This window comes from Burkholderiales bacterium (genome assembly GCA_036262035.1).
Classification (GTDB): domain Bacteria; phylum Pseudomonadota; class Gammaproteobacteria; order Burkholderiales; family SG8-41; genus JAQGMV01.
In genome coordinates this window covers 69,465-94,899 of the sequence record DATAJS010000029.1, presented here as the reverse complement: position 1 = coordinate 94,899, position 25,435 = coordinate 69,465, and the positions used below count along the sequence as shown (strand labels likewise).

The 25,435-nt window shown below is 67.4% G+C and carries 28 protein-coding genes and 1 tRNA gene; 24 read left to right on the top strand and 5 right to left on the bottom strand.

Annotation, left to right across the window (positions count from 1 at the left end):
• The first annotated feature begins 117 nt into the window (after window positions 1–117).
• Complete coding sequence (locus VHP37_28490) at window positions 118–894, top strand: ankyrin repeat domain-containing protein (GenBank protein ID HEX2830311.1); 777 nt, start codon at window positions 118–120, stop codon at window positions 892–894.
• On the opposite strand, the gene VHP37_28485 is transcribed toward VHP37_28490, so the two are convergent.
• Entirely contained in the window at window positions 891–1,208 is a 318-nt protein-coding gene (locus VHP37_28485) for a DUF1840 domain-containing protein (protein HEX2830310.1), read from the bottom strand. The two genes, VHP37_28490 and VHP37_28485, sit on opposite strands and share 4 nt — an antisense overlap.
• Before the next feature lie 20 nt (window positions 1,209–1,228).
• Window positions 1,229–2,164 (bottom strand): arginase, encoded by a 936-nt coding sequence (locus tag VHP37_28480; GenBank protein HEX2830309.1) that lies wholly within the window; start codon window positions 2,162–2,164, stop codon window positions 1,229–1,231.
• 285 nt (window positions 2,165–2,449) lie between these two features.
• Here VHP37_28480 and VHP37_28475 point away from each other — a divergent pair, with 285 nt between their 5' ends.
• A complete protein-coding gene (locus VHP37_28475; protein HEX2830308.1) occupies window positions 2,450–2,809 on the top strand; it encodes an SPW repeat protein in 360 nt (119 codons plus the stop codon).
• Window positions 2,810–2,923: 114 nt separating this feature from the next.
• On the opposite strand, the gene VHP37_28470 is transcribed toward VHP37_28475, so the two are convergent.
• Entirely contained in the window at window positions 2,924–4,447 is a 1,524-nt protein-coding gene (locus tag VHP37_28470) for a helicase HerA-like domain-containing protein (protein ID HEX2830307.1), read from the bottom strand.
• A 70-nt stretch (window positions 4,448–4,517) separates the two neighbouring features.
• Here VHP37_28470 and VHP37_28465 point away from each other — a divergent pair, with 70 nt between their 5' ends.
• The 15 genes from VHP37_28465 (at window position 4,518) to VHP37_28395 (ending at window position 15,553) form a co-directional block, all read left to right on the top strand.
• Window positions 4,518–5,246 carry a YebC/PmpR family DNA-binding transcriptional regulator gene (locus VHP37_28465; GenBank protein HEX2830306.1) on the top strand — a complete coding sequence of 243 codons (729 nt, stop codon included), beginning with the start codon at window positions 4,518–4,520 and terminating at the stop codon, window positions 5,244–5,246.
• Between the two features lies 1 nt (window position 5,247).
• Window positions 5,248–5,784 carry a crossover junction endodeoxyribonuclease RuvC gene (gene ruvC, locus VHP37_28460; GenBank protein ID HEX2830305.1) on the top strand — a complete coding sequence of 179 codons (537 nt, stop codon included), beginning with the start codon at window positions 5,248–5,250 and terminating at the stop codon, window positions 5,782–5,784.
• Window positions 5,781–6,356, top strand: coding sequence for a Holliday junction branch migration protein RuvA (gene ruvA / locus VHP37_28455; GenBank protein HEX2830304.1), 576 nt, complete (start codon window positions 5,781–5,783; stop codon window positions 6,354–6,356). Before ruvC ends, ruvA begins: the two co-directional genes overlap by 4 nt.
• Window positions 6,357–6,503: 147 nt before the next feature.
• Complete coding sequence (gene ruvB, locus VHP37_28450; protein ID HEX2830303.1) at window positions 6,504–7,547, top strand: Holliday junction branch migration DNA helicase RuvB; 1,044 nt, start codon at window positions 6,504–6,506, stop codon at window positions 7,545–7,547.
• Between the two features lie 11 nt (window positions 7,548–7,558).
• Window positions 7,559–8,032, top strand: coding sequence for a tol-pal system-associated acyl-CoA thioesterase (gene ybgC / locus VHP37_28445; protein HEX2830302.1), 474 nt, complete (start codon window positions 7,559–7,561; stop codon window positions 8,030–8,032).
• Window positions 8,029–8,709, top strand: coding sequence for a protein TolQ (tolQ, locus tag VHP37_28440; GenBank protein ID HEX2830301.1), 681 nt, complete (start codon window positions 8,029–8,031; stop codon window positions 8,707–8,709). The genes ybgC and tolQ overlap by 4 nt, the downstream gene beginning before the upstream one ends.
• The gene (gene tolR, locus VHP37_28435) at window positions 8,709–9,128 is read left to right on the top strand and encodes a protein TolR (GenBank protein ID HEX2830300.1); all 420 of its coding nucleotides are present in this window, start codon (window positions 8,709–8,711) and stop codon (window positions 9,126–9,128) included. The genes tolQ and tolR overlap by 1 nt, the downstream gene beginning before the upstream one ends.
• A gap of 19 nt (window positions 9,129–9,147) precedes the next feature.
• Window positions 9,148–10,026: a cell envelope integrity protein TolA gene (gene tolA / locus VHP37_28430; protein ID HEX2830299.1), complete on the top strand. Its 879-nt coding sequence runs from the start codon at window positions 9,148–9,150 to the stop codon at window positions 10,024–10,026.
• The gene (tolB, locus tag VHP37_28425; GenBank protein ID HEX2830298.1) at window positions 10,026–11,333 is read left to right on the top strand and encodes a Tol-Pal system beta propeller repeat protein TolB; all 1,308 of its coding nucleotides are present in this window, start codon (window positions 10,026–10,028) and stop codon (window positions 11,331–11,333) included. The genes tolA and tolB overlap by 1 nt, the downstream gene beginning before the upstream one ends.
• A gap of 55 nt (window positions 11,334–11,388) precedes the next feature.
• Window positions 11,389–11,946 (top strand): peptidoglycan-associated lipoprotein Pal, encoded by a 558-nt coding sequence (gene pal / locus VHP37_28420; protein HEX2830297.1) that lies wholly within the window; start codon window positions 11,389–11,391, stop codon window positions 11,944–11,946.
• A gap of 27 nt (window positions 11,947–11,973) precedes the next feature.
• Window positions 11,974–12,840 carry a tol-pal system protein YbgF gene (ybgF, locus tag VHP37_28415; protein ID HEX2830296.1) on the top strand — a complete coding sequence of 289 codons (867 nt, stop codon included), beginning with the start codon at window positions 11,974–11,976 and terminating at the stop codon, window positions 12,838–12,840.
• A 7-nt stretch (window positions 12,841–12,847) separates the two neighbouring features.
• Window positions 12,848–13,537, top strand: coding sequence for a 7-carboxy-7-deazaguanine synthase QueE (gene queE, locus VHP37_28410; protein HEX2830295.1), 690 nt, complete (start codon window positions 12,848–12,850; stop codon window positions 13,535–13,537).
• Window positions 13,538–13,600: 63 nt separating this feature from the next.
• On the top strand, window positions 13,601–14,272 hold the full coding sequence (gene queC, locus VHP37_28405; GenBank protein ID HEX2830294.1) for a 7-cyano-7-deazaguanine synthase QueC: 672 nt from the start codon (window positions 13,601–13,603) through the stop codon (window positions 14,270–14,272).
• Between the two features lie 24 nt (window positions 14,273–14,296).
• Entirely contained in the window at window positions 14,297–15,424 is a 1,128-nt protein-coding gene (locus tag VHP37_28400) for a YeeE/YedE family protein (protein ID HEX2830293.1), read from the top strand.
• Window positions 15,425–15,477: 53 nt separating this feature from the next.
• Window positions 15,478–15,553, top strand: a tRNA-Lys gene (locus tag VHP37_28395).
• A 58-nt stretch (window positions 15,554–15,611) separates the two neighbouring features.
• Here VHP37_28395 and VHP37_28390 read toward each other — a convergent pair.
• On the bottom strand, window positions 15,612–16,727 hold the full coding sequence (locus VHP37_28390; GenBank protein ID HEX2830292.1) for a hypothetical protein: 1,116 nt from the start codon (window positions 16,725–16,727) through the stop codon (window positions 15,612–15,614).
• Between the two features lie 162 nt (window positions 16,728–16,889).
• On the opposite strand from VHP37_28390, the gene VHP37_28385 reads away from it, so the two are divergent.
• From VHP37_28385 to VHP37_28355, 7 genes are all read left to right on the top strand, one after another.
• Entirely contained in the window at window positions 16,890–17,468 is a 579-nt protein-coding gene (locus tag VHP37_28385) for a CHRD domain-containing protein (GenBank protein ID HEX2830291.1), read from the top strand.
• A gap of 119 nt (window positions 17,469–17,587) precedes the next feature.
• Window positions 17,588–17,905, top strand: a complete 318-nt coding sequence (locus VHP37_28380; GenBank protein HEX2830290.1) for a hypothetical protein — start codon at window positions 17,588–17,590, stop codon at window positions 17,903–17,905.
• Entirely contained in the window at window positions 17,902–19,788 is a 1,887-nt protein-coding gene (locus tag VHP37_28375) for a PAS domain S-box protein (GenBank protein ID HEX2830289.1), read from the top strand. Before VHP37_28380 ends, VHP37_28375 begins: the two co-directional genes overlap by 4 nt.
• 94 nt (window positions 19,789–19,882) lie before the next feature.
• Window positions 19,883–20,635: a TonB family protein gene (locus tag VHP37_28370; GenBank protein ID HEX2830288.1), complete on the top strand. Its 753-nt coding sequence runs from the start codon at window positions 19,883–19,885 to the stop codon at window positions 20,633–20,635.
• A 4-nt stretch (window positions 20,636–20,639) separates the two neighbouring features.
• Complete coding sequence (locus tag VHP37_28365) at window positions 20,640–21,113, top strand: hypothetical protein (GenBank protein ID HEX2830287.1); 474 nt, start codon at window positions 20,640–20,642, stop codon at window positions 21,111–21,113.
• Between the two features lie 77 nt (window positions 21,114–21,190).
• A complete protein-coding gene (locus VHP37_28360) occupies window positions 21,191–23,335 on the top strand; it encodes a TonB-dependent receptor (protein HEX2830286.1) in 2,145 nt (714 codons plus the stop codon).
• On the top strand, window positions 23,329–24,534 hold the full coding sequence (locus tag VHP37_28355) for a sialidase family protein (GenBank protein ID HEX2830285.1): 1,206 nt from the start codon (window positions 23,329–23,331) through the stop codon (window positions 24,532–24,534). The genes VHP37_28360 and VHP37_28355 overlap by 7 nt, the downstream gene beginning before the upstream one ends.
• 18 nt (window positions 24,535–24,552) lie before the next feature.
• Here the strand turns inward: VHP37_28355 and VHP37_28350 are convergent, their stop codons facing one another.
• The gene (locus VHP37_28350; protein ID HEX2830284.1) at window positions 24,553–25,434 is read right to left on the bottom strand and encodes a LysR family transcriptional regulator; all 882 of its coding nucleotides are present in this window, start codon (window positions 25,432–25,434) and stop codon (window positions 24,553–24,555) included.
• Between the last annotated feature and the right edge of the window lies 1 nt (window position 25,435).

Genomic DNA, 25,435 nt, shown 5'->3' with positions numbered 1-25,435 from the left:
GCACTTCGGTGGAGTGGCCGCCGCCGGCGTATGCAGAGGCTGCCGGATGGTGTCGATCAGCCGCTATACTTTGTCCATGGGCTCTCGGGGGAGAGCGCAACCGCCCAGGGTGAACGCATGATTCGACGCATCGCAGCTGTTCTGGCTTGTCTGTTAATCGTCGTGGGCCTCGCCGGCTGCGCCGGCGTCGGCGGAGGCGCGGCCGACAACGACCGCATCGTGAACGCGATCGGCACCGACGACGTGTACACCGTGCGCGGTGCGGTGCAGAACGGCGGCCTCAGTCCCAACGCGCGATTGTCCGTCGAAGCCTATCCCGACGGGGCGCCGATCATCGCGCTCGCCGCGCGCGCCGCCTCGCTCGAGGTGATGCGCTTCCTCATCTCCAGCGGCGCCGACGTCAACGCGCGCACGCCGGTGAACGAGACGCCGCTCATGCTCGCGGCGTTCTTCTTCGACGAAGTCCGCGGCAACCGCTCCTTCGACCGCCACGAGCGCGCGGTGCGGCTGCTCGTCGAGTCCGGCGCGGACCTCGAGAACTATTACTACTACACCCCGCTCGCCTACGCGGCCTACCAGGACAACGAGCGCGTGGTGCGCTACCTCCTCCAGCGCGGGGCGAAAGTGAACGGCGCAGCCCAGCAGGGCGGCACGTACTCGAACACGCCGCTCATGATGGCGGCGATCCAGGGGCACGAGCGCATGGTGCGTATGCTGCTCGCGGCCGGGGCGGATGCGGACGTCAGGGTGTACGGCGGTCATACCGCCGCGGAGTTCGCGGAGAAGTACAACCATCACGGGCTGGCGCAGCTGCTTCAGTGCGCGCAGCGGCAGTACGGCACGCTGCCGGTCGGCGTGAATTGCCGCGCGATGCTGGGGTTCTCCCAACACTAAAAAGCCGCGCGCTTCTCCGTGTCCCACACCACGTCGGCGTTCTGCTTGGCCGCGCGCTCGAGCAGCTCGATGAGCGGATAGGCGCGCTGGCGCATGCCCACCTGAGGCTCTCCGTCGTCACCGGCTTTCTTCGCCGGCGAGGGCTCGCTTTCACCGCCCAGCGCCTGGCGCAGCCGCTCGACCGCCGGCGGTATGTCCTGTGCGAGGATCGCGCCCGGGATCGAGCCGCTCTGTCCCATCATCTTCAGGAGCTTGGTGCCGACGTCGCCGAACATGGTGATCGTGCCGGCTTTGGAATCGAATCTGACGAGCATCTGCTGACGTCCTCTCCTGGTTAACCCGCCGCCCGCATCGGCGCGCCGAGCGCCGACTGCCCGAGCAGCATCGCGTCGAGCGCGTCGCCGACGACCCCCGCGGTCGCCGAATGGCGGTCGTGGTAGGGGTTGTACTCCACGATCTCGATACCCGAAAGATTGGGATGCGCGCCGTGCTCCGCAAGGGCCGCCATGAGCTCGCCCGCGCGCAGGCCGCCCGCCGCCGGGCTGCCGACGCCGGGCGCATCGCTCGGGTCGATCGCATCGAGGTCGAGCGTGATGCCGAAACCGCCGCTGGCGCAGCACACCAGCGACGCGGCCTCGCGCAGCGTCACGGATACGCCGCGCCGCGCGATCTCTTCCATGAAGAACACCCGCACGCCGAGACGTTCAAGGAGCTCGGCTTCGCCGCGCTCGAAGCTCCTCACGCCGTAAAGGCAGACGCATTTGGGATCCAGCCGCGCGCCGTCGGCGATGGCGGTCAGCTGCGGATAACCGTAGCCCAGCAGCGATGCCACCGGCATGCCGTGCAGCATGCCGCTCTCGGACGTCTGCGGCGTGTGCGCATCCATGTGCGCGTCGATCCACAGCAGCCCGACGAGACCGCGCTGGCGATTGGCGTGCGCGACGCCTTTCCAGGTGCCGATGGCGCAGGTGTGATCGCCGCCGACCACGACCGGGAACTCACCGTGCTGGACGATGCGCTCGACCCGCCGCGCGAGCCGCACGCAGGTGCGCCGCACCGATTCGAGCGCGTCGTGACGGTAGGCAGCCGCGGGACGGATGACCGGCGCCCAGCGCGCGCGAAAGCCGCGCGAGCGCAGTCGCGCGGTGAGCCGCATCGAGCGCAGCACGTCGGCGCCCGCCTCGCAGCCCATGTCCCGCGCGCCGAAACCGGAAGCGACGCCGACGACCTGCAGGGGTTTGGCGAGGTGCGACAGAGCGGAATCGTTCATTCCTGACCCCCCGCAAAAGATTGGTGCGTGTGTACTCCTGCCGTGCGCCCTGCGCAAGTCCCGCGCGGGCGCCCATCCCGAGGGACCTACAAGCGGTGTACCCGGGCGCTTCACGAACGTCGCCGGGCCGGGTAACCTTCGACGCTTAAGCGCCTGCGATCAAAAGCGAATAAGGCCGGAACGGCGCTTGCATCGACGAAACCAGGGAACGGGTGTACTCACCCGCAGTCGAACCTCGTGCGGGGCCGCGCTCGCGAGCGCGTAAGCCTCGGAAAGGAGTGCGCGATGGTCGCACGACGCTGGCAGGACTGGGCCAATCTGGTCCTCGGCGCCTGGCTGTTCGCTTCGCCGTGGCTGCTGCATTACGGCGGCACGTCGGCGGGCTGGAATGCGATCATCATGGGTGCTGGCATCGTCGTGTTCGCGCTCATCGCGGCCTACGTGCCGAAGGCATGGGAAGAGATCATCAACACGCTTTGCGGCGTGTGGCTCGTCGTTTCACCGTTTGTCCTGGGTTTCGCGACTTCGACCACTGTTGCATTGCACACGGTGCTCGTTGGAATACTCGCCACGGCTTTCGCCGTGTGGGCGATGGCGAGCGACAAGCGCCTCTACAAGCGCTGGCACAGCGGTCATTCCGCCTGATCTCCGCGAATGGCCGCCGGGCGCAGTCCGGCGCTGTAGCAAAGCCGCGCGGCCCTCAAAAGCCGCGCGGCTTTTTCACGTACCCTCGCGCGGATCCGAACGCTCCGGCACCGCCTAGCGCCGCCTGCGGCCGCTTCCGCCCGCGAGCAGCGAACCGAGCACACCCCTGACGATCTCGCGGCCGACCGACGAGCCGATGGTGCGCGCCGCGCTCTTCACCGCGGATTCGATGAGGCCGTCGCGGTGCCCGCCGCGCGGGCCGGTCGAGCCGCCGAGCAGGCCGCCGAGCTTGTCGAGCAACCCGCCGCCGGCTTCGGCCTGCGGCTGCGCGTCCGCGCCGCCCTTCGAGGCCGAAGCGGGCGCGTCCGCGACGCGCGCGGTGAGCTTTTCGTACGCCGATTCGCGATCGACGGCCGCTTCGTACACCCCGGCGACGATCGAGTCCTTCATCACCGCGGCACGCTCTTCCCTGGTCACCGGACCGAGCCGGCATCCCGGCGGCACGACGAACGCGCGCTCGACCACTTCGGGCCGGCCCTTGTCGTCCAGCGGTGAGACCAGCGCTTCGCCCACCGCGAGCTCGGTGATCGCGGCCTCCACGTCGAGCCCGGGATTCGCGCGCAGCGTGGTCGCCGCGGTCTTCACCGCTTTCTGGTCGCGCGGCGTGAACGCGCGCAGCGCGTGCTGCACGCGGTTGCCGAGCTGGCCGAGCACGGTGTCGGGGATGTCCAGCGGATTCTGCGTCACGAAGTACACCCCCACGCCCTTGGAACGGATGAGGCGCACGACCTGCTCGATCTTCTCCAGCAGCGCGGGCGGCGCGTCGTTGAAGAGCAGGTGCGCCTCGTCGAAGAAGAAGACGAGCTTGGGCTTGGCCACGTCGCCGACTTCGGGCAGGTTCTCGAACAGCTCGGAGAGCAGCCACAACAGGAGCGTGGCGTACATCTTCGGCGAGCTCATCAGCTTGTCGGCGGCGAGGATGTTCACCACGCCGCGATCGCCCACGGTCTGCATCAGGTCCGCGATGTTGAGCGCGGGCTCGCCGAAGAGCTTGTCGCCGCCCTGCGATTCCAGCGCGAGCAGGCCGCGCTGGATCGCGCCGATCGACGCCGAGGAGATGTTGCCGTACTGCGTCGTATACGCCTTCGCGTTGTCGCCGACATGCTTCAACATCGCGCGCAGGTCTTTGAGATCGAGGAGCAGCAGCCCTTCGTCGTCCGCGACCCTGAACACCGCGTTGAGCACGCCCGACTGGGTGTCGTTCAGGTTGAGCATGCGCGCGAGCAGCAGCGGCCCCAGCTCCGACGCGGTCATGCGCACCGGGTGGCCCTGGTCGCCGAAGACGTCCCAGAACACCACCGGGCAGGCTTCGTACGAGAAATCGACGAGCTTCAGCGCGTCGATTCGCGCCTGAATCTTCTCGTTGGGCTTGCCCGCCTGGCTGATGCCGGCGAGGTCGCCCTTGACGTCGGCCATGAAGACCGGCACGCCGATGCGGCTGAAGCCTTCGGCGAGGCGTTGCAGGGTGACCGTCTTGCCGGTGCCGGTCGCGCCGGCGATGAGGCCGTGGCGGTTGGCGTACGCGGGAAGGAGGTGGAGGGGCTTGCTGGATTGAGCGAGGAGGATGGGCTCGGCCATGGGTCGTCCCGCGGGGGCGTGTTAAAATTTCCTCGATATTTTAACGGCTTCGGACGTATCGGATCAGGCAATGGCGGGTCATAGCAAATGGGCGAACATCAAGCACCGCAAGGAGCGACAGGACGCTAAGCGCGGCAAGATCTTCACCCGTCTCATCAAGGAGATCACGGTCGCGGCCCGCCTGGGCGGCGGCGCCGACCCCGACATGAACGCCCGGCTGCGCCTCGCGATCGACAAGGCGCAGGAGAACAACCTTCCCAAGGACACCATCGAGCGCGCGGCCAAGCGCGGCGCGGGCGAGATGGACGGCGTCAACTACGAGGAAGTGCGCTACGAGGGCTACGGCATCGGCGGCGCGGCGATCATGGTCGACTGCATGACCGACAACAAGACTCGCACCGTCGCGGACGTGCGGTTCGCGTTCACCAAGAACGGCGGCAACATGGGCACCGAAGGCTCGGTGGCCTTCCTCTTCAAGCATTGCGGTCAGCTCATGTTCGCGCCCGGCACCGACGAGGACAAGCTGATGGAGGCGGCGCTCGACGCCGGCGCCGAGGACGTGATCACCAACGACGACGGCAGCATCGAGGTGCTCACCGCGCCCAACGATTTCCCTCAGGTGCGCGAGGCGCTGATCAAGGCCGGCTTCAAGCCCGAGCTCGCCGAAGTGACCATGAAGCCTTCGACCGAGACCGAGCTCGCGGGCGACGACGCCGCGAAGATGCAGAAGCTCCTCGATGCGATCGAATCGCTCGACGACGTGCAGGACGTGTACACCACCGCGGTCATCAACGAGTGAGATGACGGTTTCGCGGACCCGCATACTCGGGATCGATCCAGGACTGCGGATCACCGGGTTCGGTGTCCTCGATAAATCCGGACAGCAGCTCGCTTACGTGACGAGCGGCTGCATCAAGACCGGTCAGGCAAGCGAGCTGTCGTCGCGCCTCAGGATCATCCTCGACGGCCTTGCCGAGGTGATCGCCGAACACAAGCCCCAGTACATCGCGATCGAAAAAGTCTTCGTGAACACCAATCCGCAATCGACGCTGCTTCTCGGTCAGGCGCGCGGCACCGCGATCTGCGCGGCGGTCATGCACGACCTGCCGATCGCGGAGTACACCGCGCTGCAGGTGAAACAGGCGGTGGTCGGCAACGGTCACGCCAAGAAGGAGCAGGTGCAGGAGATGGTGAAGCGGCTGTTGAAGCTCGCGGGCGCGCCGAGCCCCGACGCCGCGGACGCGCTCGCCTGCGCGATCTGCCATGCGCACGGCGGGCACGGCTTCGGCACCGCGGCGACGAAGGGTTATCGCATCCGCAACGGCAGGCTGGTGTGATCGGGCGCATCGCGGGCAAGCTCGTCGCCAAGCATCCGCCGCAGATCGTGGTGGACGTGCACGGCGTCGGCTACGAGCTCGACGTGCCGATGAGCACGCTGTTCCAGCTGCCGTCGACCGGCAGCGACGTCGCGCTCCTGACTCACCTCATCGTGCGCGAGGACGCGCATCAGCTCTTCGGCTTCGCGAGCGACGCCGAGCGCAACCTCTTCCGCCAGCTGCTCAAGATCTCCGGCGTCGGCGCGCGCACCGCGCTCGCGGTGCTGTCGGGCATGAGCGTCGCGGACGTGAAGCAGGCGGTGAGCACGCAGGACAGCGCGCGGCTGGTGAAGGTGCCGGGCATCGGCAAGAAGACCGCCGAGCGGCTGTTGCTCGAATTGAAGGACAAGCTCGACGTCGCGATCGTCGCGGTGCAGTCCGAAACCGCGACCGCCGGCAGCGACGTCGTCAACGCGCTCCTCGCGCTGGGCTACAGCGACAAGGAAGCGCAGTATGCGGTCAAGAACCTCGACGCGGGCCTGTCGGTGACTGAAGCGATCCGCCAGGCGCTGAAGGTTCTTTCCAAAGCGTGAAACGTGAAACGTGAAACGTGAAGGGTGAAGAGTGAAAGGTAAGCACGAACGGGAAGCTGCATTGCGTGAGACGTCGCTATTCGACGTTTCACGTTTCACGTTTCACGTTTCACCGGTTCCATCACGGTTCACGTTTCACTTTTCACCATGATAGAGACCGACCGCCTCATCTCCGCCGCACCGATCACGCCCCAGGAAGAAGTGATCGAGCGCGCGCTGCGCCCCAAGGCGCTCGACGAGTACATCGGACAGGAGAAAGCGCGCGGCCAGCTCGAGATCTTCATCCAGGCGGCGAGGAAGCGCGGCGAGTCGCTCGACCATGTGCTGCTCTTCGGGCCGCCGGGACTCGGCAAGACCACGCTCGCGCACATCATCGCCCGCGAGATGGGCGTGAACCTGCGTCACACGTCCGGTCCGGTGCTCGAGCGCGCGGGCGACCTCGCGGCGATCCTGACGAACCTCGAGCCGCGCGACGTGCTCTTCATCGACGAGATCCACCGGCTCTCGCCGGTCGTAGAGGAAATACTCTATCCGGCGCTCGAGGATTTCCAGATCGACATCATGATCGGCGAAGGTCCCGCCGCGCGTTCGGTCAAGCTCGACCTGCCGCCCTTCACGCTGGTGGGCGCGACGACGCGCGCGGGCATGCTGACCAACCCGCTGCGCGACCGCTTCGGCATCGTCGCGCGGCTCGAGTTCTACACCGTCGACGAGCTCGCGCGCATCGTGCTGCGCTCGGCCAGGCTGCTCGATATGCAGATCGAGGACGCGGGCGCGCGTGAAGTCGCGAGCCGCTCGCGCGGCACGCCGCGCATCTCCAACCGCCTGCTGCGCCGCGTGCGCGACTATGCGGAGGTCAAGGCGCAGGGACGCGTCACGCGCGAGGTCGCCGACGCGGCCCTGAAGATGCTCGACGTCGACGCCGCGGGACTGGACGTCATGGACCGCAAGCTTCTGTCCGCCGTGATCGACAAGTTCGACGGCGGTCCGGTCGGGGTCGACAACCTCGCCGCCGCGATCTCGGAAGAGCGCGACACCATCGAGGACGTGCTCGAGCCCTATCTCATCCAGCAGGGTTATCTCCAGCGCACCCCGCGCGGCCGCGTCGCGACCGCCGCCGCGTACCGCCACTTCGGGCTGGTGCAGCCGAAGGACGGCGCGACGCCGGGGCTGTGGGACGACCCGCGCTAGCGGCCCCATCCTTGCAAGCAGCGGCGCACAATCCTGCGGCCGAGGAGCCGCGCAGCGAGAGCTTTGCATGGCCGGTGCGCGTCTATTACGAAGATACCGATGCGGGCGGCGTCGTTTACTACGCGAACTACCTCAAGTTCACCGAGCGTGCGCGCACCGAGTGGTTGCGCGCGGCGGGCTTCGAGCAGACCGATCTCGCAAAAGTGCACGGCGTCGTGTTCGTGGTGCGCGCGTTCGCGATCGACTACCTGAAGCCGGCACGCTTCGACGACGCCTTGCGGGTCACGGTGGAACTCATTAAGGTTGGCGCCGGTCAGATCGACTTGATTCAACGCGTCATGCGCGAAGACGAGGAGCTCGCGACTGCCGCGGTAAAAATCGCCTGCGTAAGGCTGGAAACGATGCGGCCGGTGCGCATACCGCGGGAGATCTTGGCGAAACTGCGTCAGGATAGTGGCATAAAAAAGGAAAGGGACGGCGTGTGAATCCCAGCATCACCCACGATCTGTCGATCATCAGCCTCATCACCAACGCGAGCGTGCTCGTTCAGCTCGTGATGGGTGCGCTGCTGCTCGCTTCGCTCTTCTCGTGGTACTACATCTTCCTCAAGCGCTTCCAGTTGAAGCGCGCGGAGAAGCAGGCCGACGAGTTCGAGAAGCAGTTCTGGAGCGGCACCGAGCTCTCCGCGCTGTATCACCGCGCCAACGCCGCGCGCCATCCCGGCACCCTGGAGCGCATCTTCGAAGCGGGTTTCCGCGAGTTCACCAAGCTCACCAAGCAGCCCGGCATGGACATCGCGGCGGTGATGGACGGGACGCGCCGTGCGATGCGCGCGACCTACCAGCGCGAGATGGACAACCTCGAATCGCACCTGTCGTTCCTGGCGTCGGTGGGCTCGGTCAGTCCCTACGTCGGCCTGTTCGGCACGGTGTGGGGGATCATGAACGCGTTCCGCGGCCTGGCGAACGTCGCGCAGGCGACGCTCGGCCACGTCGCGCCGGGCATCGCCGAGGCCCTGATCGCGACCGCGATGGGCCTGCTGGCGGCGATCCCCGCGGTGGTCGCCTATAACCACTTCGCCGGTGACGTGAACCGGCTGTCGATCCACTTCGATTCGTTCATGGAAGAGCTGTCGAACATCCTGCAGCGGCAGATCCACTGATGGAGAAGCGCGGCAAGCACCGGCTGATGAACCAGATCAACGTCGTGCCGTACATCGACGTGATGCTGGTGCTGCTCGTCATCTTCATGGTGACCGCGCCGCTGGTGAACCCGGGACAGATCGAGCTGCCGGAGGTCGGCAAGACCAGCGCGCCGCCGGTGCAGCCGCTCGAGGTATCCATCCACAAGGACCAGTCGCTGTGGCTGCGCGACCGCTCGCGCGGCAGCGCCGAGGTGAAGGTGACGCGCGACGATCTCCTCGCCCGCATCAAGGAAAAGCAGCAGAAGCACGCCGACCAGCCGGTCGTGATCTCCGCCGACAAGGACGTGCGCTACGAGTCGGTGCTCGAAGTGATGGACATGCTGCAGCAGAACAACGTGAAGAAAGTCGGGCTGCTCGCCAAACCCCGGACGCCGTGATCCTGCGTTTCAATGCACGATGACTTACGACGAAGACGTCAGCCCCCGCGAGCGAAAGGTCGCGCGCGCCCTCGCGATCGGCATGCACGTGGTCGCGCTGCTGCTGCTCATCTTCGGCGTGGTCTGGCAGCGCCGCGTATCGGAGCCGGCGGCGGTGGTGGAGCTGTGGGACACCATGACCCCGCCCCGCCACGAGGCGAAGCCGAAGCCCAGGCCCGAACCCGAGCCGGAGCCCGAACCGAAGCCCAGACCCAAGCCGAAGCCCGAGCCCAAACCCGAGCCGCCGCCCCCGCCGCCCAAGCCCGAGGCGAAGCCGATCCCCAAGGCCGACATCGCGCTCAAGGAGAAGCTCGAGAAGGAGCGCAAGCTCAAGGAGCAGCAGGAGCTCGAGAAGAAGAAGCAGCACGAGCTCGAGCGCAAGAAGGAAGAGGAGGCGAAGAAGCTCAAGGCCCAGCGCGAGCAGCAGCAGCTCGAAGCCAAGAAAAAAGAGGAAGAAAAGAAAAAGCTCGAGAAGGAGCGTCTCGCGCAGGAAGCGGAAGCCAAGAAGCTCGCGGCCGAGAAACAGGCGATCGCCGACAAGCTCGCCAGGGAAGCGGCCTCCGCGCGCGCGGGCGAGATCGACAAGTACACGCGCATGATCCAGGACCGCGTGCGCCAGCGGATCGTCGAGCCGCCGAACTTGCAGGGCAATCCGGAAGTCGAAATCGAGCTTCGGATACTTCCCGGCGGCGACGTGCTCGAGCCGAGCGTGAGGGTGCGCCGCAGCAGCGGCAACAGCCTGTACGACGACGCGGTGCTGCGCGCCGTGATGAAGGCTTCGCCGCTGCCGGTGCCGTCGGACCCGGCGCTGTTCAACCAGCTTCGAGAGCTGAACCTGAAAGTCAGACCGAAACAATGATGACCGCAACGCTCTACCGCACGCTCAACCGTTACCTTGCGATCGCATTCTTCGCGATGGCCGCGCTGTGCGCGGGCCGCCCCGCCCAGGCCGCGCTCACCATCGAGATCGTCGGCGCCGGCGCCAACCAGATCCCGATCGCGATCGTGCCTTTCCGCGCCGAGGAAGGCATCCCGCAGCCGCTCACGCAGGTGATCGCGGCCGACCTCACCCGCAGCGGTCTGTTCAAGATGGTGGACCCGGGCGGCGTCACGCCGGTGCCGTACGAGCCCGAGCAGGTGAACTACCCGACGTGGAAGGCGCGCGGCGCCGACGCGCTGGTCATCGGCACGGTCACCCCGAACGGCGCGAACTACGAGGTGCGCTTTCGCCTGATGGACGTCGCCAAAGGCACGCAGCTCGCCGGCTTCATGTACAACGCCACGACCTCGAACCTGCGCCTCACCGCGCACAAGATCGCGGACGCCATCTACGAGAAGCTCACCGGCGACAAAGGCGTGTTCGCCACCCGCATCACCTACGTGGTCAAGCGCGGCAGTCGTTACGAGCTGCAGGTCGCCGACGCCGACGGCTACGGACCGCAGACCATACTCGCGTCCAACGAGCCGATCATCTCGCCTTCATGGTCTCCCGACGGCACACGCCTTGCGTACGTGTCGTTCGAGCGCAGGAAGCCCATCGTGTACGTGCAGTCGCTCACGACCGGAACCCGTCGTGCGGTCGCCAACTTCACCGGCAGCAACAGCGCGCCGGCGTGGTCTCCCGACGGCCGTCGCCTCGCGGTCACGCTGACCAAGGACGGCGGCTCGCAGCTGTACGTGATCGGCGCGGAGGGCGGTAACGCGCAACGCCTCGCGAGCAGCGTGGGTATCGACACCGAGCCCAACTGGTCGCCGGACGGCCAGTGGATCCTCTTCACGTCGGACCGCGGCGGCAGCCCGCAGATCTATCGCATGCCGGCGGGCGGCGGACAGGCGCAGCGCATGACGTTCGAAGGCAACTACAACGTCTCGCCGCGACACAGCCCCGACGGCAAGAGCTTCACCTTCGTTCAGCGCAACGGCGGCGGGCGCTTCAACGTCGCGGTACAGGATTTCGCTTCGCGGCAGGTGCAGCTATTGACCGACGGCGGCATCGACGAATCGCCGAGCTTCGCCCCCAACGGACGCATGATCCTCTACGCAAGCGAGGTGAGGGGGCGTGGTATATTAGCCGCGGTCTCAAGCGACGGTCGCGTCAAGCAGCGCTTCACCGAGACGAGCGGTGATGTGCGCGAGCCGGCTTGGGGCCCGCTCACGAACAGATAACAACATTACAACTATAACCTGCTTTACAGGGGGACACTGACTTCAGGAGCGCACGATGAAAAGATTCACCATGATGTTCGCAGTGCTTGGGCTGGTTGCAGGATGCTCGTCGACGCCCAACGAAGGTCCCAAGGTCGAAGAGCGCAAGCCGGTGATGGCCGACACGCGGCCGGTGCAGCCGGCCAAGCCCGAGACCGGACCGCAGACCGCGCCGAGCCGGCCCGAGACCGTCGGCGCCGATCCGCTCGCCGCACTGAAAGACCCCAACAACATCCTCTCGCGCCGCAGCGTCTATTTCGATTACGACAGCAACGTCATCAAGGAAGAGTTCAAGCCGCTCGTGACCGCGCATTCGAACTTCATCTCGCAGAACCGCTCGCAGCGCATGACGATCCAGGGCAACACCGACGAGCGCGGCAGCCGCGAGTACAACCTCGCGCTCGGCCAGCGGCGCGCGGAGGCGGTCAAGCAGATGATGACGCTGCTCGGCGCGCCCGGCGCGAACATCGAGACGGTGAGCTTCGGCGAAGAGAAGCCGCGCGCCCAGGGCAACGACGAGAAGGCGTACGCCGAGAACCGCCGCGCCGACATCGTCTACGGCAACGAGCAGTAAGCGGGACCGAGTGACGTCGAGGGCCGCATGAGATCGATCTCGCGTGTCACGTTACTCGCACTGGCGCTCGCGTGCGCGTGGGCGCTCCCCGCGCAGGCGGCGCTGTTCGGCGAAGACGTCGACATCACGGCGCGCAAGCAGATCGCCGAGCAGCAGCGGCGCTTCGACGCGCTGTCCCAGCGGTTCGACGAGACCGCGGCGCGCATCGCCAAGCTCGAGGACACGGTGAAGCAGCAGGCGCAGAACCAGCCGGTGCTCGAGCTCGCGAACCAGATGCAGGTGATGCGCGAGGAGCTGCGCACGATCCGCGGCCAGCTCGAGGTGCTCACGAACAATCTCGACGCGGCGGCGAAACGCCAGCGCGACATGTACGTCGACCTCGACACGCGGCTGCGGCGCTTCGAGCAGGGCGGGCCGCCCGCGGCGGGCGCGCCGCCGGGCGCTCCGCCACCGCCGGGAGCCGGCGCTGAAACCAGGCCGCCTGCCGCGCCTGCTGCGGCCGTCACCGGCGCAGCCGCCGCCGACGAGCAGCGCGTGTACGAAGCCGCGCAGCAGCAGCGCCGCGTCGGCAACTATCAGGGCGCGATCGCGGGCTTCCAGGGCTTCGTCCAGCAGTTCGGCCGCAGCACGCTCGCGCACCGCGCGCAGTACTGGATCGGCGATTCGTACTACAACCTGCGCGACTTCAAGAACGCCATCGCCGCGCAGCACAAGCTGATCGCGACCTATCCCGACAGCGCGTCGGTGCCCGACGCCATGCTGAACATGGCGAGCTCGTACATCGAGCTCGGCGACACCGTGGCGGCGAAGAAGACGATGGACACCCTCGTCACGCGCTATCCGTCGAGCGAGGCCGCGGAAAAAGCGAAGCGCAGGCTCGCCGCGCTCCATTAGCAGCCCCATGGTCGTCGATCCCGCCGTCAGCGCGTCCGACACCGGCGCCGGGCTCGATGCCTCCTTGCGCATCACCGAGATCTTCCATTCGCTGCAGGGCGAGACGAGCCGCACCGGCCTGCCGACCGTCTTCGTGCGTCTCACCGGCTGCCCGCTGCGGTGCGGATACTGCGACACCGCGTATGCGTTCCACGGCGGCGCGAGCCGCACGATCGGCGACATCCTCGGCGAGGTCGCGAAGCATCGCACGCGCTACGTCTGCGTGACCGGCGGCGAGCCGCTCGCGCAGAAGAACTGCAACGGGCTGCTCGCGTCGCTCGCGGACCGCGGCTACAGCGTCTCGCTCGAGACGAGCGGGGCGCTCGACGTGTCGCGCGTCGATCCGCGCGTCTCGCGCATCGTCGACATCAAGACGCCGGGCTCGGGTGAAGTCGGGAAGAACCTCTGGGACAACCTCGCGCATCTCAGCGCGCGCGACGAGGTCAAGCTCGTCCTGTGCAATGAGGCCGATTACGAATGGGCGAAAGCGCTCGTGCTCGAGCGTGCGCTCGACCGCACCTGCCCGGTGCTCTTCTCGCCGGTCCACGGCGAGCTCGATGCCGCGGCGCTCGCCGAATGGATCCTCCGCGACGAGCTGCCGGTGCGCATGCAGGTGCAGCTGCACAAGGTGCTGTGGGGTAACCAACAAGGTCGATGAATCACCCAGGAAAAATTCCCTCCTCCTCAGGGGGAGGGGCAGGGTGGGCGTGGGTTTAAAGCGATGCCTGCCGCAGTCGTCCTCCTCTCCGGCGGGCTCGACTCCGCCACTACGCTCGCCGTCGCGAAAAGCGAAGGCCGCACGTGCCACTGCCTCTCGATCGATTACGGCCAGCGCCATCGCGCCGAGCTCGACGCGGCACGGCGTGTGGCCGAGTCGCTGGGCGCCGCCGAGCATCGCGTCCTCGCGCTCGACCTCACCGCGTTCGGCGGCTCGGCGCTCACCGACGCATCGATGGCGGTGCCGGTCGACGGCGTGCAGCCGGGCATTCCGACCACCTACGTCCCTGCGCGCAACACCATCTTTCTATCGCTCGCGCTGGCGTACGCCGAAGTCCGCGACGCCGCGGAGATCTGGTTCGGCGCGAACGCGGTCGATTACTCGGGCTACCCCGATTGCCGTCCCGGGTACATGCGCGCCTTCGAGGCGGTCGCCAACCTCGCGACCAAGGCCGCGGTCGAAGGCCGGCCGCTCGCGCTGCGCACGCCGATCATCGACCTCTCCAAAGCGGACATCATCCGGCGCGGCATCGCGCTGGGCGTCGACTACGCGCTGACCGTGTCCTGCTACCAGGCCACGCAGGACGGCCGCGCGTGCGGCGTCTGCGATTCGTGCCGGCTGCGCCGCGCGGGCTTCGCGGCGGCGGGCGTTGCCGATCCGACGCGTTACGCGTGAGTCCCCGCGTAAAATAGGCGCTCTATGGAATTCGGAATTCATCAGCAGCTCCTGCTGTCCGTGTTCGGTATCGCGCTTGTCCTGGGCGCGGTCGGGCAGAAGACGCGCTTCTGCACCATGGGCGCGGTCTCGGACTGGGTGAACATGGGAGACACCGGCCGCATGCGCTCGTGGGTGCTCGCGATGGCGGTGGCGATCACCGGCGTCGTCGCGCTCGAAGCGGCGGGTGTCGTGACGCTGTCCGCCGACACGTTCCCGCCGTACCGCACCGCGAATTTCCAGTGGCTGCGCTACATCGTCGGCGGCGTGCTGTTCGGCGTCGGCATGACGCTAGGCAGCGGCTGCGGCAACCGCACGCTGGTGCGCATCGGCGGCGGCAACGTCAAGTCGCTGACGGTGCTTGCGGTCGCGGCTGTGTGCGCTTACCTCATGCTGTGGACGCCGCTCTTCGAAAAAGCGTTCCTGCCGTGGATACAGGCGACGAGCATCGACCTCAGGCGTCACGGCATGCCGACGCAGGAAGTCGGCTCGATCGTCGCCGGGATGTTCGGCCTCGAGCCGAGCCGCGCCCTGAATCTCACCGTCGCGGCGCTCGTCGCGCTCGCGCTCTTCGTATGGATCTTCAGGTCGCGCGACTTCCGCGAGAGCTTCGACAACGTGCTCGGCGGCGCCACGGTCGGTCTCGCGGTCGTCGCCGCGTGGTACATCACCGGCGGCCCGATGGGCGCGGCGTGGAAGGAATACGCCGAGATGGCGACCGAGATCCCGAGCCGCGTGCAGATGCAGTCGTTCACGTTCGTCGCCCCGATGGGCGACACCGTGCGCTACCTGCTCGCTCCGACGAAGCTTTGGCTGATCAACTTCGGCGTGGTCGCGCTCGCCGGCGTGATCCTCGGCTCGCTCCTCTACGCGCTGCCCTCGAAAGGCTTCCGCTACGAGCGCTTCATGAGCTTCAAGGACTTCGGCAATCACGTGCTCGGCGGCGCGCTGATGGGCGTCGGCGGCGTCGTGGCGATGGGCTGTACCATCGGGCAGGCGGTGAGCGGCGTGTCCACGCTCGCCATGGGCTCGATCCTCGCGTTCTTCGGCATGGTGATCGGCTCGGTGGCGACGCTGAAGTACCAGTACTGGCGCCTGATGCAGGAAACCTGAGTGAGATCGGGTTGACCCGCGTATCCCCAAAACTATAAAATCGTGGGCTTTTCGGGCGGTTAGCTCAGTCGGTAGAGCAGCGGACTTTTAATCCGTTGGTCGCGAGTTCGAATCTCGCACCGCCTACCAGTCGTGAACGAAGGCTCAGGCCATTTTCGTGGCCTGAGCCTTCGTGTTTTTGCGGCGCCTACTTCAACGGCCTCGCTGCTGCGGCGCGCGACGCGGTGAGGAGCTTCGGCTTGCCGAGCTCGCGCCGGGCGTCGGCGGTGGCCTGCACGATCCCCTGCAGCTGCAGCACGGCGCGCGCGAGCGCTTGCTCGGCTTCGCGCGTGAGCGTGAGGAGCTTCGCCTGCGCGCTCTTCGGCGAACCGCGATAGCGCGCGAGCAGCGACGACAGCGCGCGCTGCAGCCTCTGGAGGTCGCGGATCGCCGCGGCCGCCGACGCTTGCGACGCGGACACGCGGCGGGCCGACAGCTTCGCGGCTGCGTTCACGCGCTGCTGCGCTTCGACGAGCGCGGCGAACGCTTGCGGCCGGCCGCCGGCGCTCTTCTGCCGCGCGTTCGAAAGCGCAAGCCCGATCGTCTTCTGCAATTCGCCCTGTGACGCGTAACGCAGCAGCCGCGCCCGCGGTTGTTTCCCGCTCAGCGCGAGCCATGCGGAGAACAGGTTGTGCACGGTGCCGGCAAGCAGCACAGTCTGCGAGACGACGATGCCGTAGACCTGTTCGCTGCCGCGCTCGGAGCGCTGGTCTTCGGCGGCCGCGTTGCGCACGGCGCCGACGCGCTGCTTGACGTGCTCCCAGCCTGCCGCAGGCCCACCGCGGATAATGTCGCTCACCAAGCTCCAAAGCTCCTCACCGCCGTCTATCGCGGTCGGACCGAAGATCCTGACGAGCTTCGGCCGCAGCCTGTCGTACGAGACGCCCATCGTTCGGAGCACGAAGGCGACGAGATCCTTCAGCGCGAGCGACCGGGGCGGATTCACCCCCGCCGCGGCCAACTCGCCGGTGAGCCACGCGACCAGACCGTTCGCGAGATGGTTGCCGGCGTTTTGGCCCAGGTCGGTCAGCCCTTCTTTGACAGCGCGGCCGACATTCGCGGCGAAGCCGACGGGATCGCCGGCGATCGCCTGCAGCGCGGCGCCGCCGCGCTCGCCGCTTTCACGAGCCGAGTCGGCAGTTTCGACGACGTCTTCGACGACGTCCTGAGCTTCGTCCGCGATGTCGCTGATCGTCTCCGCCGCCGCGTCGAGCACTTCCTCGGGCGGAGGCGGCGGTGGAGGCGGAGGGGGCGTCCAGACCATCGGTTTGTCCTCTTTGTAGGTTTTGTTGAAACGACAGCCGCCGCAGATTTGAGCAGGTTGCACGGGTCAGGGCAAACCCGGGAAGCGGTATGAGTCGTTCGCGGCGCGTGTTTACCGCGTGCAGTCCCGCACCCGACAACCGAACAACCATCGGAGGCAACCATGCGACTTCGCGCATTCCGCCCGCTACGCGTCGCGATCGGTGCAACACTGCTGGTCGGTGTCACCGCTCCGTCCGCGAGCTTTGCAGACAACGACAGGGATTTCCGGGCACGCCTGTCGGGTTTCGAGGAAGTGCACTTCATCGCCGCGCCGACGCCCGCGCTGCGCGGCGCCGTCTCGACCAAGGCGCGGGGCACGTTCAAGGCGAGCTTCGACCGGCGCACCAACGCGCTGCGCTACGAGCTGCGCTACGACGGGCTCGAGGCGCCGGTGACCCAGTCGCACATCCACTTCGGGCAGCATCACACGACCGGCGGCATCGTAGTGTGGCTGTGCCAGACGATGGGCACGCCCGCGCCGGCGGCCGTTGCCGCGGTCACGCCTTTTTGCCCGCAGTCGGGCGAAGTTACCGGAACGATCTTCCCGAACCAGGTGCTGACGGTGAACGGGCAGGGCATCGACGCGGGCCAGCTCGACGAGCTGCTCGCGGCGATGCGCGCCGGCGCCACCTATGCCAACGTCCACTCGCAGCTCTTCCCGCCCGGAGAGATTCGCGGCCAGATCAAGAACGACGACTGACGCAAAGCATCCGCACTTCCGAGAAGGGGGCCGCAGCGCGCGGCCCCTTTTTCATGCTTACCTGCTATCCTTGGGCATGGTAATTGCGTCCGGTCGCGATTACCTTGCGCCCGTATCGCATGGCGCACTCCAACTCAATAGCGGCGAAGACCGAACATGCTCACTGTTCAGCAACAGGCGCGGTGCGCACGCGGCGCGGCGCGCGCCGCCGTTTCGATTTCCACATGGCGCCGGTAGACCGGTTTCAACTGCCATTCCGGTGGGAGTTCGTGCCGGTCAGGTATCCGCGTGACGGGTCGATCCGCTGGAAGTGGCGCGCGTATTCGCAGACGGGCGACGTTGCGGTGTCCTCCGAGCACACGTTCGAATCGCTGACCGAGTGCATGAACGACGCGCGCAAACAGGGCTATGCCCAGCGGTCCGACGGCAACCGATGATCGATCCGGCCCTCTATCAGCTCGCCATCGAGCAGACCAAGGATTACGCGCTCTTTCTGCTCGACCCCGAAGGCCGCATCCTGACGTGGAATGCGGGCGCCGAGCGGCTGAAGGGCTACACCCCCGACGAGATCATCGGCAGGCACTTCTCGATCTTCTACACGCAGGACTCGATCGCGACCGGCTGGCCGCAGCACGAGCTCAAGGTCGCGACGATCGAAGGCCGCTTCGAGGACGAAGGCTGGCGGCTGCGCAAGGACGGTTCGCGCTTCTGGGCGAGCGTCATCATCACCGCGCTGCGCGACACCGACGGCCATCTCCTCGGCTTCTCGAAGATCACGCGCGACGTTACCAGCCGCAAGATGCACGAGGAAGCGCTCGCCCAGAGCGAGGAGCGCTTCCGTCTGCTGATCGAAGGCGTCGTCGATTACGCGATCTACATGCTCGATCCCGAAGGCATCATCACGAGCTGGAACAGCGGCGCGTCACGCATCAAGGGCTACACCGCCGACGAGATCATCGGCAAGCACTTCTCGCGCTTCTTCACGCCCGAGGACGTGCGCGCCGGCGCGCCGTGGGCCGAGCTCGCGGAGGCGAAGCGCAGCGGACATTCCGAGACCGAAGGCTGGCGCGTCAAGAAGAACGGCGAGCGTTTCTGGGCGCGCGCGGTGGTGTCCGCGCTGCACGACGCGCAGGGGCGGCTGCGCGGCTACGCGAAAGTGACGCAGGACCTGTCCGAGCGCCGTCACGCGCAGGAGCTCGAGCGCGCGGCGCGCAATCTTTCCGAATTCATCGCGGTGCTCGCGCACGAGCTGCGCAACCCGCTGGCGCCGATCAAGACGGCGGTCAACGTGATCGAGGCGACGCAGCCCGGCACGCCCGCGCGCGAGGAGATGTACAAGGTGATTGCGCGCCAGGCGACCCAGCTCGCGCGCATCGTCGACGACATGCTCGACATCTCGCGCGTGACGCGCGGCGAGATGCAGATCGAACGCAAGCCGGTCGACCTCGCGGACGTGGTGAACCAGGCGGTCGAGACCGCCGCGCCGGCGATCGAGGCCGCGAAGCACAGCCTCGAAGTGAAGCTCGCCGACGAGGCTCTGGTCGTCGAAGGCGACGCGCGGCGGCTCGCGCAGCTCGCGGCGAACCTGTTGAACAACGCCGCGCGCTATACCCCCCAGGGCGGGCGCATCTCGGTGAGCACCTCGGTCGAGGACCGGTGCGCGCTGCTCACGGTGGCCGACACCGGTCGCGGCATCCCGCCGGAATGGAGGGAGCGCATCTTCGACATGTTCGTCCAGGCGAGACCCGCGCTCGAGCGCGTCGAGGGCGGGCTCGGCATCGGCCTCGCGCTCTCGCGCAAGATCGCGCAGCTGCACGGCGGGTCGCTCACCGTTCACAGCGCGGGCGAAAACAAGGGCAGCGAGTTCACGCTGCGCGTCCCGCTTCGCGTGAGCCCGGCGCAGGCCTACGATCCGTATGCCGCCCAGGGGCGCATCGACGTGCCGCCGCGCCGGGTGCTGATCGTCGACGACAACGACGATGCCGCGGTCACGCTGCAGCTCCTGCTCACGTCGCTCGGGCACCAGACGAGCGTCGCGCGCAACGGCCTCGAAGCGCTCGAGCGCGCGCCCGAGTTCAGGCCGGACGTCGTGCTGCTCGACATCGGGCTGCCGGGGCTCGACGGCTACGAGGTGGCGCGGCGCCTGCGCGCGCAGGATACGCAGCGGATGGTACGTCTGGTCGCCGTGACCGGCTGGGGACAGCCCGCCGATCGGGCGAAGTCGCAGGAGGCGGGTTTCGATCTGCACCTGGTGAAGCCCGTGGGACCGGAAGATCTGGAGAAGGCGCTCGCCGCACCGGCCGGCGCGGCGGTGCATTAGGGAACGCCCGACCCGTATCGCGCATCTGAGACAGGCATGCGAGTTCCAGTAAGATCGGACTTCCGCCGCGTCTCACATCCGACCTACGGCACCCATGAGTGTCGCGATCCATCCCGTCGAGCTTTTCGGCGTCGCCCCGCGCGACAAGAGGCGAGAGCGGCAGCTCGCGTTCGCCGTCGCGGCGAGCCTCGCCGTCCACGGGCTGGCGCTCGTGGTCTTTCCCGGGGTGCGCAGGGCGGACGTCGAGCCGCAGCGGCCTTTGGAGGTGCGGATCGTGCCGCCGGTGCCGAAGGTCGAGCCGCCGTTGCGCATGAAGCCGCCTCCGCCGCCACCCGCGGCACGCGCGCCGTCGCCCAGGCCGCAGCCCAGGCCCGCGCCGGTGCAACCGGCGACCGTTCCCGAGCGCAAACCGGTGCTCGCCCTGCCCGAGAACGCCGCGCCTGCGACACCGGCCTTCACCGTGCCGGCGCCGGCGCCCGCAGCGCCCGCAGCGCCGCAGGCGCCTGTCGCGTCCGCGCCCGCAGCGGCGCCGCCGGGGCCCGCCAGGGAATCGGCCGCCGCCAGCGCCCCGGTCTACAACGCCGCCTATCTCGGCAATCCGGCGCCGCGGTATCCGCCGATGGCACGCAGGAACGGCATCGAAGGCACCTCGCTCGTGCGGGTGCTCGTCAGCAAGGACGGCCGCGCGCTCCAGGTGGCGCTCGAAAAGACGAGCGGCTCGTCGGTGCTCGACAACGCCGCGCTCGAACAGGCGAAGACGTGGAAGTTCGCGCCGGCGCGCCGCGGCCAGGAAGCGGTCGAGCAGTGGGTGACGATGCCTTTCGTGTATAAGCTCGAAGGCAGTTGACGCCATGACGAGCACACACCGCCCGGTACATCGATCGAAACGCCGCTCGCGCGCGCTCGTCGGCGCGTGGATGGCGCTGGTCGCGGTGATCTATGCGGCGCTGTCGCCTACATTGGCCGCGGGGGTGCTCCGCGAGCATCCGGCCGCGCTCGCGCGCATGCTCGGCCTGCCGCACGACGTTACGGCCGCGAGCGCGCACGACGGGCATGCGGCCCATGGCGGGCACGGCGGCCACGCAGCACAAGCCGCGCACCAGCCGGCACCGGTGCAGCCCGCCGACCATCGCACGCATTACGCGCACGGCATCTACTGCTCGTTCTGCCTGAACGCGGCCTCGACCGTCGCGTTGCTCGCACCGCCGCTTACGCACGATGCCGTCGCAATCGTCGCTTCCGCGGCGATCGCCCAGGAGCCGCAGTCCGCCGCGGCGTCCGTCTACCCGTACTTCCGCTCCCGCGCGCCTCCGCGCGCCTCCTGACTGTCGCTCCATCGAAAGCCATCGACTGCCGGTTGCGGCACGTCGTGGTTTTCACTCGTCAGCAATCGGGAGGCACCATGAAAAGCAAACACCGACGGCGCGGCTTGCGCACATCGTCGATGTGCGCGGCTGCGGCCGCACTAGCGGCTGCGCAATGTCTTGCGGCCGAAGAGACTCTCATCATGCCGGAAGTCGTCGTGACCGGCACGCGGGAGAAGGAATCGTTGAACGAGACGCCGGCCGCGGTCGGCGTCGTCAAGAAAAACCAGATCGATCTGGTCCGCCCCAACCACCCATCGCAGATCATGGGGCAGATACCGGGCGTCGCGGTTGCCGTGACGAACGGCGAAGGCCATACCACGGCCATACGTCAGCCGTTCACCACGAACCCGGTTTATCTGTTTCTCGAGGACGGCATTCCGATCCGTTCCACGGGCTTCTTCAATCACAACGCGCTCTACGAGACCAACATCCCGCAGGCCGGCGGCATAGAAGTCACCCGCGGCCCCGGAACCGCCCTGTATGGTTCGGATGCGATCGGCGGCATCGTCAACGTGCTGACCCGCACACCTTCCGGCAAGCCCGAGCTCGACGCTTCGGCCGAACTGGGTACGCACGGCTTCTGGCGCGTCCTCACCGGCGGCGGCAACGGTTATGCGAACGGCGCATGGCGGGCGGATCTCAACCTCACGCATACCGACGGCTGGCGCGACGCCACCGGTTACGATCGGCAGAGCGGAACGTTCCGGTGGGATCACTTCGTCAACGGGAACGCGATGCTCAAGACTGTGCTGTCGTTCTCCAATATCGATCAGCAGACCGGCGCCAACTCGCCGCTGGTGATGAGCGACTATCTCAACAATCCGAAGCGCAACTACCTGCCGATCGCGTTCCGGCAAGTCCAGGCGTTCCGCTTGTCGACGAACTACGAGCACGCATTCGGCGACAGCCTGCTGTCGATTACGCCGTACATACGCGACAACAGCATGGACCTGCTGGCGTCGTTCACGCTCAACTTCGACCCCACGATATCGACGGTACAGAACCGCTCGTTCGGACTGCTCGCGAAGTGGCGCACCGACTTTCCCAACTTCATGCGCGCGCGCGTGATCGTCGGCACCGATATCGACATCAGCCCCGGCGAACGGCGGGAGGACAGTCTCAACGTCACCACATCGGGCGCGGCGCCCACGCGGACGTTCAGCGCGTACTCGGTCGCGCGGCGCGTTTACGATTACGACGTGACCTTCAGCGGCATCTCGCCGTACGTCCACGGCGAAATCTCGCCGACCGAGCGGCTGCGCATCTCCGCGGGCCTGCGTTACGACCACCTCTCGTACCGATTTCGCAACCGCCTGGCCGGCGCTCCGATCTTCGTCGCGCCCGGTGCGCCTTTCCCCGGGGCGCGCTTCTACGGTCAGGCCGACGATGCCGATCCGACGTTCACCCATCTGAGCCCCAAGCTCGGCGCGACTTATGCGATCGCCCCGAACATGCACGCGTTCGCGGGCTACAGCCACGGCTTCCGCGCACCCTCGGAAGGAAACCTCTTTCGGCCGGCTGTGGGCGCGAGCGCCGCTGCAGCGGCGGCCGCGGCGCAATCGTCCGCGGCGCTCAAGCCGATCAAGGCGGACCAGGTGGAAGTCGGCCTGCGCGGTCTGATCGCCAAAGTCTCATACGACGTCGTGCTGTACGAGCTTCGCAAACGCGACGACATCGTGTCGCAACGCGATCCGGTCACCACGTTCACGCAGACCGTCAATGCCGGAGAGACTCGCCATCGCGGCGTGGAGATAGGTCTCGGTGCGCCCCTCGTCTCGGCGTGGCGCCTCGACACCGCGTTCTCCTACGCGAAACACACGTACGAAGACTGGGTGACCAGTGCCGGAATCTTCTCCGGCAAGGAAATCGAGTCGGCGCCGCGAGTGATGGCGACGACTCGATTGACGTGGCAGCCGCGCACCGACGCGCAGGTGCAGTTCGAATGGGTGCGGCTCGGCCGCTACTGGCTCGACGCCGCGAACACCCAGACCTATCCGGGACATGACCTGTTCAACGTGCGTACGAACTGGCGTCTCACGAGGCATCTCGCGCTCTTCGGGAGTATCTACAATCTGACCGACAAGCGTTATGCGGACAGCGCGCAGCTTTCGAGCAACCAGCCGGTGCTCTCGCCCGGCCTGCCACGCACGTTTTACGCAGGACTGGAGCTGAAATGGTGAAATCGCACCCAATTACCGGGAAAGCCGCCGCATGGCTGATCGCGGCGCTGCTGGGGGGTGCGCCGGCCATGCCGTCGCCGGCGGCGGAGCATGCGCACGAAGCGCACGCCGCGGGCCGGAACGTGCTGAGCCTCGACGTCTACGCCGCCGGCGACACGATCGATCTGTTGACGGCCGAGACGGCCGGAACGAACGGCACACCCGCGTTGTGGTATCGGCGCTCGGGCGACGGCGGTAAGTCCTGGTCGGCGCCGGTTCGCGTCGGCGAAGGCATGCCGGTCCCTCATCAGCCTCACCGCAGCAACGATCCGCAGGTCGCATCGAACGGCAAGCAGGTGATCGCCGTCTGGGCGAGCGCGGGCCGCGGCTTCCGCAGCTCCGGTCCGATGGTGACGGCGCTGTCGAACGACGGCGGCAAGACCTGGCGCCGCGGTCCCAACCCGGCCGACGATAACCGCCATGACGGCCACGGTTTCGCAGACATCGTCGCGCGCGACGGGCGCTTTCACCTGACGTGGCTCGACAGCCGCAGCGGCGCGCAGGGCGTGCGTTATGCGCGCAGCGGGGATGGCGGCGCGACGTGGTCCGCCAATATGTCGGTGAAGTCGGGGAGCTGCGAGTGCTGCTGGAACACCCTGCTGCCGTCCGCGAAGCGCGACGTCTATCTCCTGTACCGCGGCAAGGGCCCTCGCGACATGGGGCTGATGGCCTCGAAGGACGACGGCGCGACGTGGGTCGCCGAGGGGCCGGTCGGTGCGTTCAACTGGCAGGTCGAGGCATGCCCTCACACCGGCGGCGCGCTCGCCCGCACGGGTGAGGGTGGTTCGTCGCGCCTGCACTCTCTCGTGTGGACCGGCAAGCCGGGCGAACGCGGCGTGCATTACTTCGCGTCGAAGGACGGCGGAACGCGATGGAGCATGCATGCGCGCATGGGCGGCGAGTTCGCGCAGCGCGCGGATCTCGCCGCGCGCGGCAACGAGCTCGTCGCAGCCTGGGACGAGACGGTCGGACAGACCGGCGCGGTATTCATCTCCCGCTCGCAGAACGCGGGCGCGGAATGGAGCAAGCCGATGAGGCTGACCTCCGACAGCGTCAGCGCGACGTATCCGCGCGTCGTGGCTGCCCGTTCGAATCTGCTGGTCGCGTGGACCGAGACGGCCGGAGGCGAGAGCCGGCTACGGATGCTGCTACTGAAGTAGCGCGGATGTCGCAGTGCTCTACCCACGCCGCGCGAGGGCGATGAAGTCTTCGAGGTAGTCGGTGCCTGCGTCGGCCTCACGGACTCCGAGGAAGATCTGCTTGGCGATACCGGCCGCGCCGAGGCGCACCGGTGTCACCTCGACCTTGCCCGCGTATTCGTCGACGAGCCAGCGCGGCAGCGCGGCGACGCCGCGCCCGCTCGCCACCATCTGCAGCATGATGTCGGTGGTCTCGATGGTCTTGTGGCGCCGCGGCGTCACCCCGGCGGGCATCAGGAATTGCGTGTAGACGTCGAGCCGGTCCACGCCGACCGGATACGTGATGAGCGTTTCGTCCGCCAGATCCTTCGGCTCGACGTGCGGCACGCCTTGCAGGCGATGGCCGCGGCCGACGACCAGCACCTGCTCGTAATCGAACACGGGCTCGAAGCGCAAGCCCGGCCGGCGCAAAGGATCGGGCGTCACCAGCATGTCGATCTCGTGGCCGAAGAGCGCGCCGATGCCGCCGAACTGGAATTTCTGGATCACGTCGACGTCCACGTCCGGCCATTTGTCGAGATACGGGGCGACCACCTTGAGCAGCCACTGGTAGCACGGATGACACTCCATGCCGATGCGCAGCGTTCCGCGCTCGCCGCGCGCGAACTGTCGCATGCGCTCCTCGGCATGCGCGAGCTGGGGCAATAAGCGATTCGCGACGGCGAGCAGGTATTCGCCGGCCTGCGTGAGCCGCAGCCGGCGCCCCTCGCGGTGCCAGATTTGCGTTCGAAGCTGGTCCTCGAGCTTCCTGACCGTGTGGCTCAACGCCGACTGCGTGAGATGCAGCCCGGCCGCCGCGGCCGTCAGCGAGCCTCGGCGGTCGACCTCCTGCACGATGGCGAGGTGGATGCGCTCGATCATG

Coding starts and splice junctions, on each gene's coding strand:
- VHP37_28370 (HEX2830288.1), top strand. CDS start 19,883: ATGAGTGTCGCGATCCATCCCGTCGAGCTTTTCGGCGTCGCCCCGCGC.
- VHP37_28355 (HEX2830285.1), top strand. CDS start 23,329: ATGGTGAAATCGCACCCAATTACCGGGAAAGCCGCCGCATGGCTGATC.
- VHP37_28380 (HEX2830290.1), top strand. CDS start 17,588: ATGGCGCACTCCAACTCAATAGCGGCGAAGACCGAACATGCTCACTGT.
- VHP37_28470 (HEX2830307.1), bottom strand. CDS start 4,447: ATGGCCGAGCCCATCCTCCTCGCTCAATCCAGCAAGCCCCTCCACCTC.
- VHP37_28390 (HEX2830292.1), bottom strand. CDS start 16,727: ATGGTCTGGACGCCCCCTCCGCCTCCACCGCCGCCTCCGCCCGAGGAA.
- VHP37_28400 (HEX2830293.1), top strand. CDS start 14,297: ATGGAATTCGGAATTCATCAGCAGCTCCTGCTGTCCGTGTTCGGTATC.
- VHP37_28365 (HEX2830287.1), top strand. CDS start 20,640: ATGACGAGCACACACCGCCCGGTACATCGATCGAAACGCCGCTCGCGC.
- ruvB (HEX2830303.1), top strand. CDS start 6,504: ATGATAGAGACCGACCGCCTCATCTCCGCCGCACCGATCACGCCCCAG.
- queC (HEX2830294.1), top strand. CDS start 13,601: ATGCCTGCCGCAGTCGTCCTCCTCTCCGGCGGGCTCGACTCCGCCACT.
- ruvC (HEX2830305.1), top strand. CDS start 5,248: ATGACGGTTTCGCGGACCCGCATACTCGGGATCGATCCAGGACTGCGG.
- queE (HEX2830295.1), top strand. CDS start 12,848: ATGGTCGTCGATCCCGCCGTCAGCGCGTCCGACACCGGCGCCGGGCTC.
- tolR (HEX2830300.1), top strand. CDS start 8,709: ATGGAGAAGCGCGGCAAGCACCGGCTGATGAACCAGATCAACGTCGTG.
- VHP37_28475 (HEX2830308.1), top strand. CDS start 2,450: ATGGTCGCACGACGCTGGCAGGACTGGGCCAATCTGGTCCTCGGCGCC.
- VHP37_28485 (HEX2830310.1), bottom strand. CDS start 1,208: ATGCTCGTCAGATTCGATTCCAAAGCCGGCACGATCACCATGTTCGGC.
- tolB (HEX2830298.1), top strand. CDS start 10,026: ATGACCGCAACGCTCTACCGCACGCTCAACCGTTACCTTGCGATCGCA.
- VHP37_28350 (HEX2830284.1), bottom strand. CDS start 25,434: ATGATCGAGCGCATCCACCTCGCCATCGTGCAGGAGGTCGACCGCCGA.
- VHP37_28490 (HEX2830311.1), top strand. CDS start 118: ATGATTCGACGCATCGCAGCTGTTCTGGCTTGTCTGTTAATCGTCGTG.
- VHP37_28465 (HEX2830306.1), top strand. CDS start 4,518: ATGGCGGGTCATAGCAAATGGGCGAACATCAAGCACCGCAAGGAGCGA.
- ybgF (HEX2830296.1), top strand. CDS start 11,974: ATGAGATCGATCTCGCGTGTCACGTTACTCGCACTGGCGCTCGCGTGC.
- VHP37_28375 (HEX2830289.1), top strand. CDS start 17,902: ATGATCGATCCGGCCCTCTATCAGCTCGCCATCGAGCAGACCAAGGAT.
- tolA (HEX2830299.1), top strand. CDS start 9,148: ATGACTTACGACGAAGACGTCAGCCCCCGCGAGCGAAAGGTCGCGCGC.
- VHP37_28480 (HEX2830309.1), bottom strand. CDS start 2,164: ATGAACGATTCCGCTCTGTCGCACCTCGCCAAACCCCTGCAGGTCGTC.
- VHP37_28360 (HEX2830286.1), top strand. CDS start 21,191: ATGAAAAGCAAACACCGACGGCGCGGCTTGCGCACATCGTCGATGTGC.
- pal (HEX2830297.1), top strand. CDS start 11,389: ATGAAAAGATTCACCATGATGTTCGCAGTGCTTGGGCTGGTTGCAGGA.
- VHP37_28385 (HEX2830291.1), top strand. CDS start 16,890: ATGCGACTTCGCGCATTCCGCCCGCTACGCGTCGCGATCGGTGCAACA.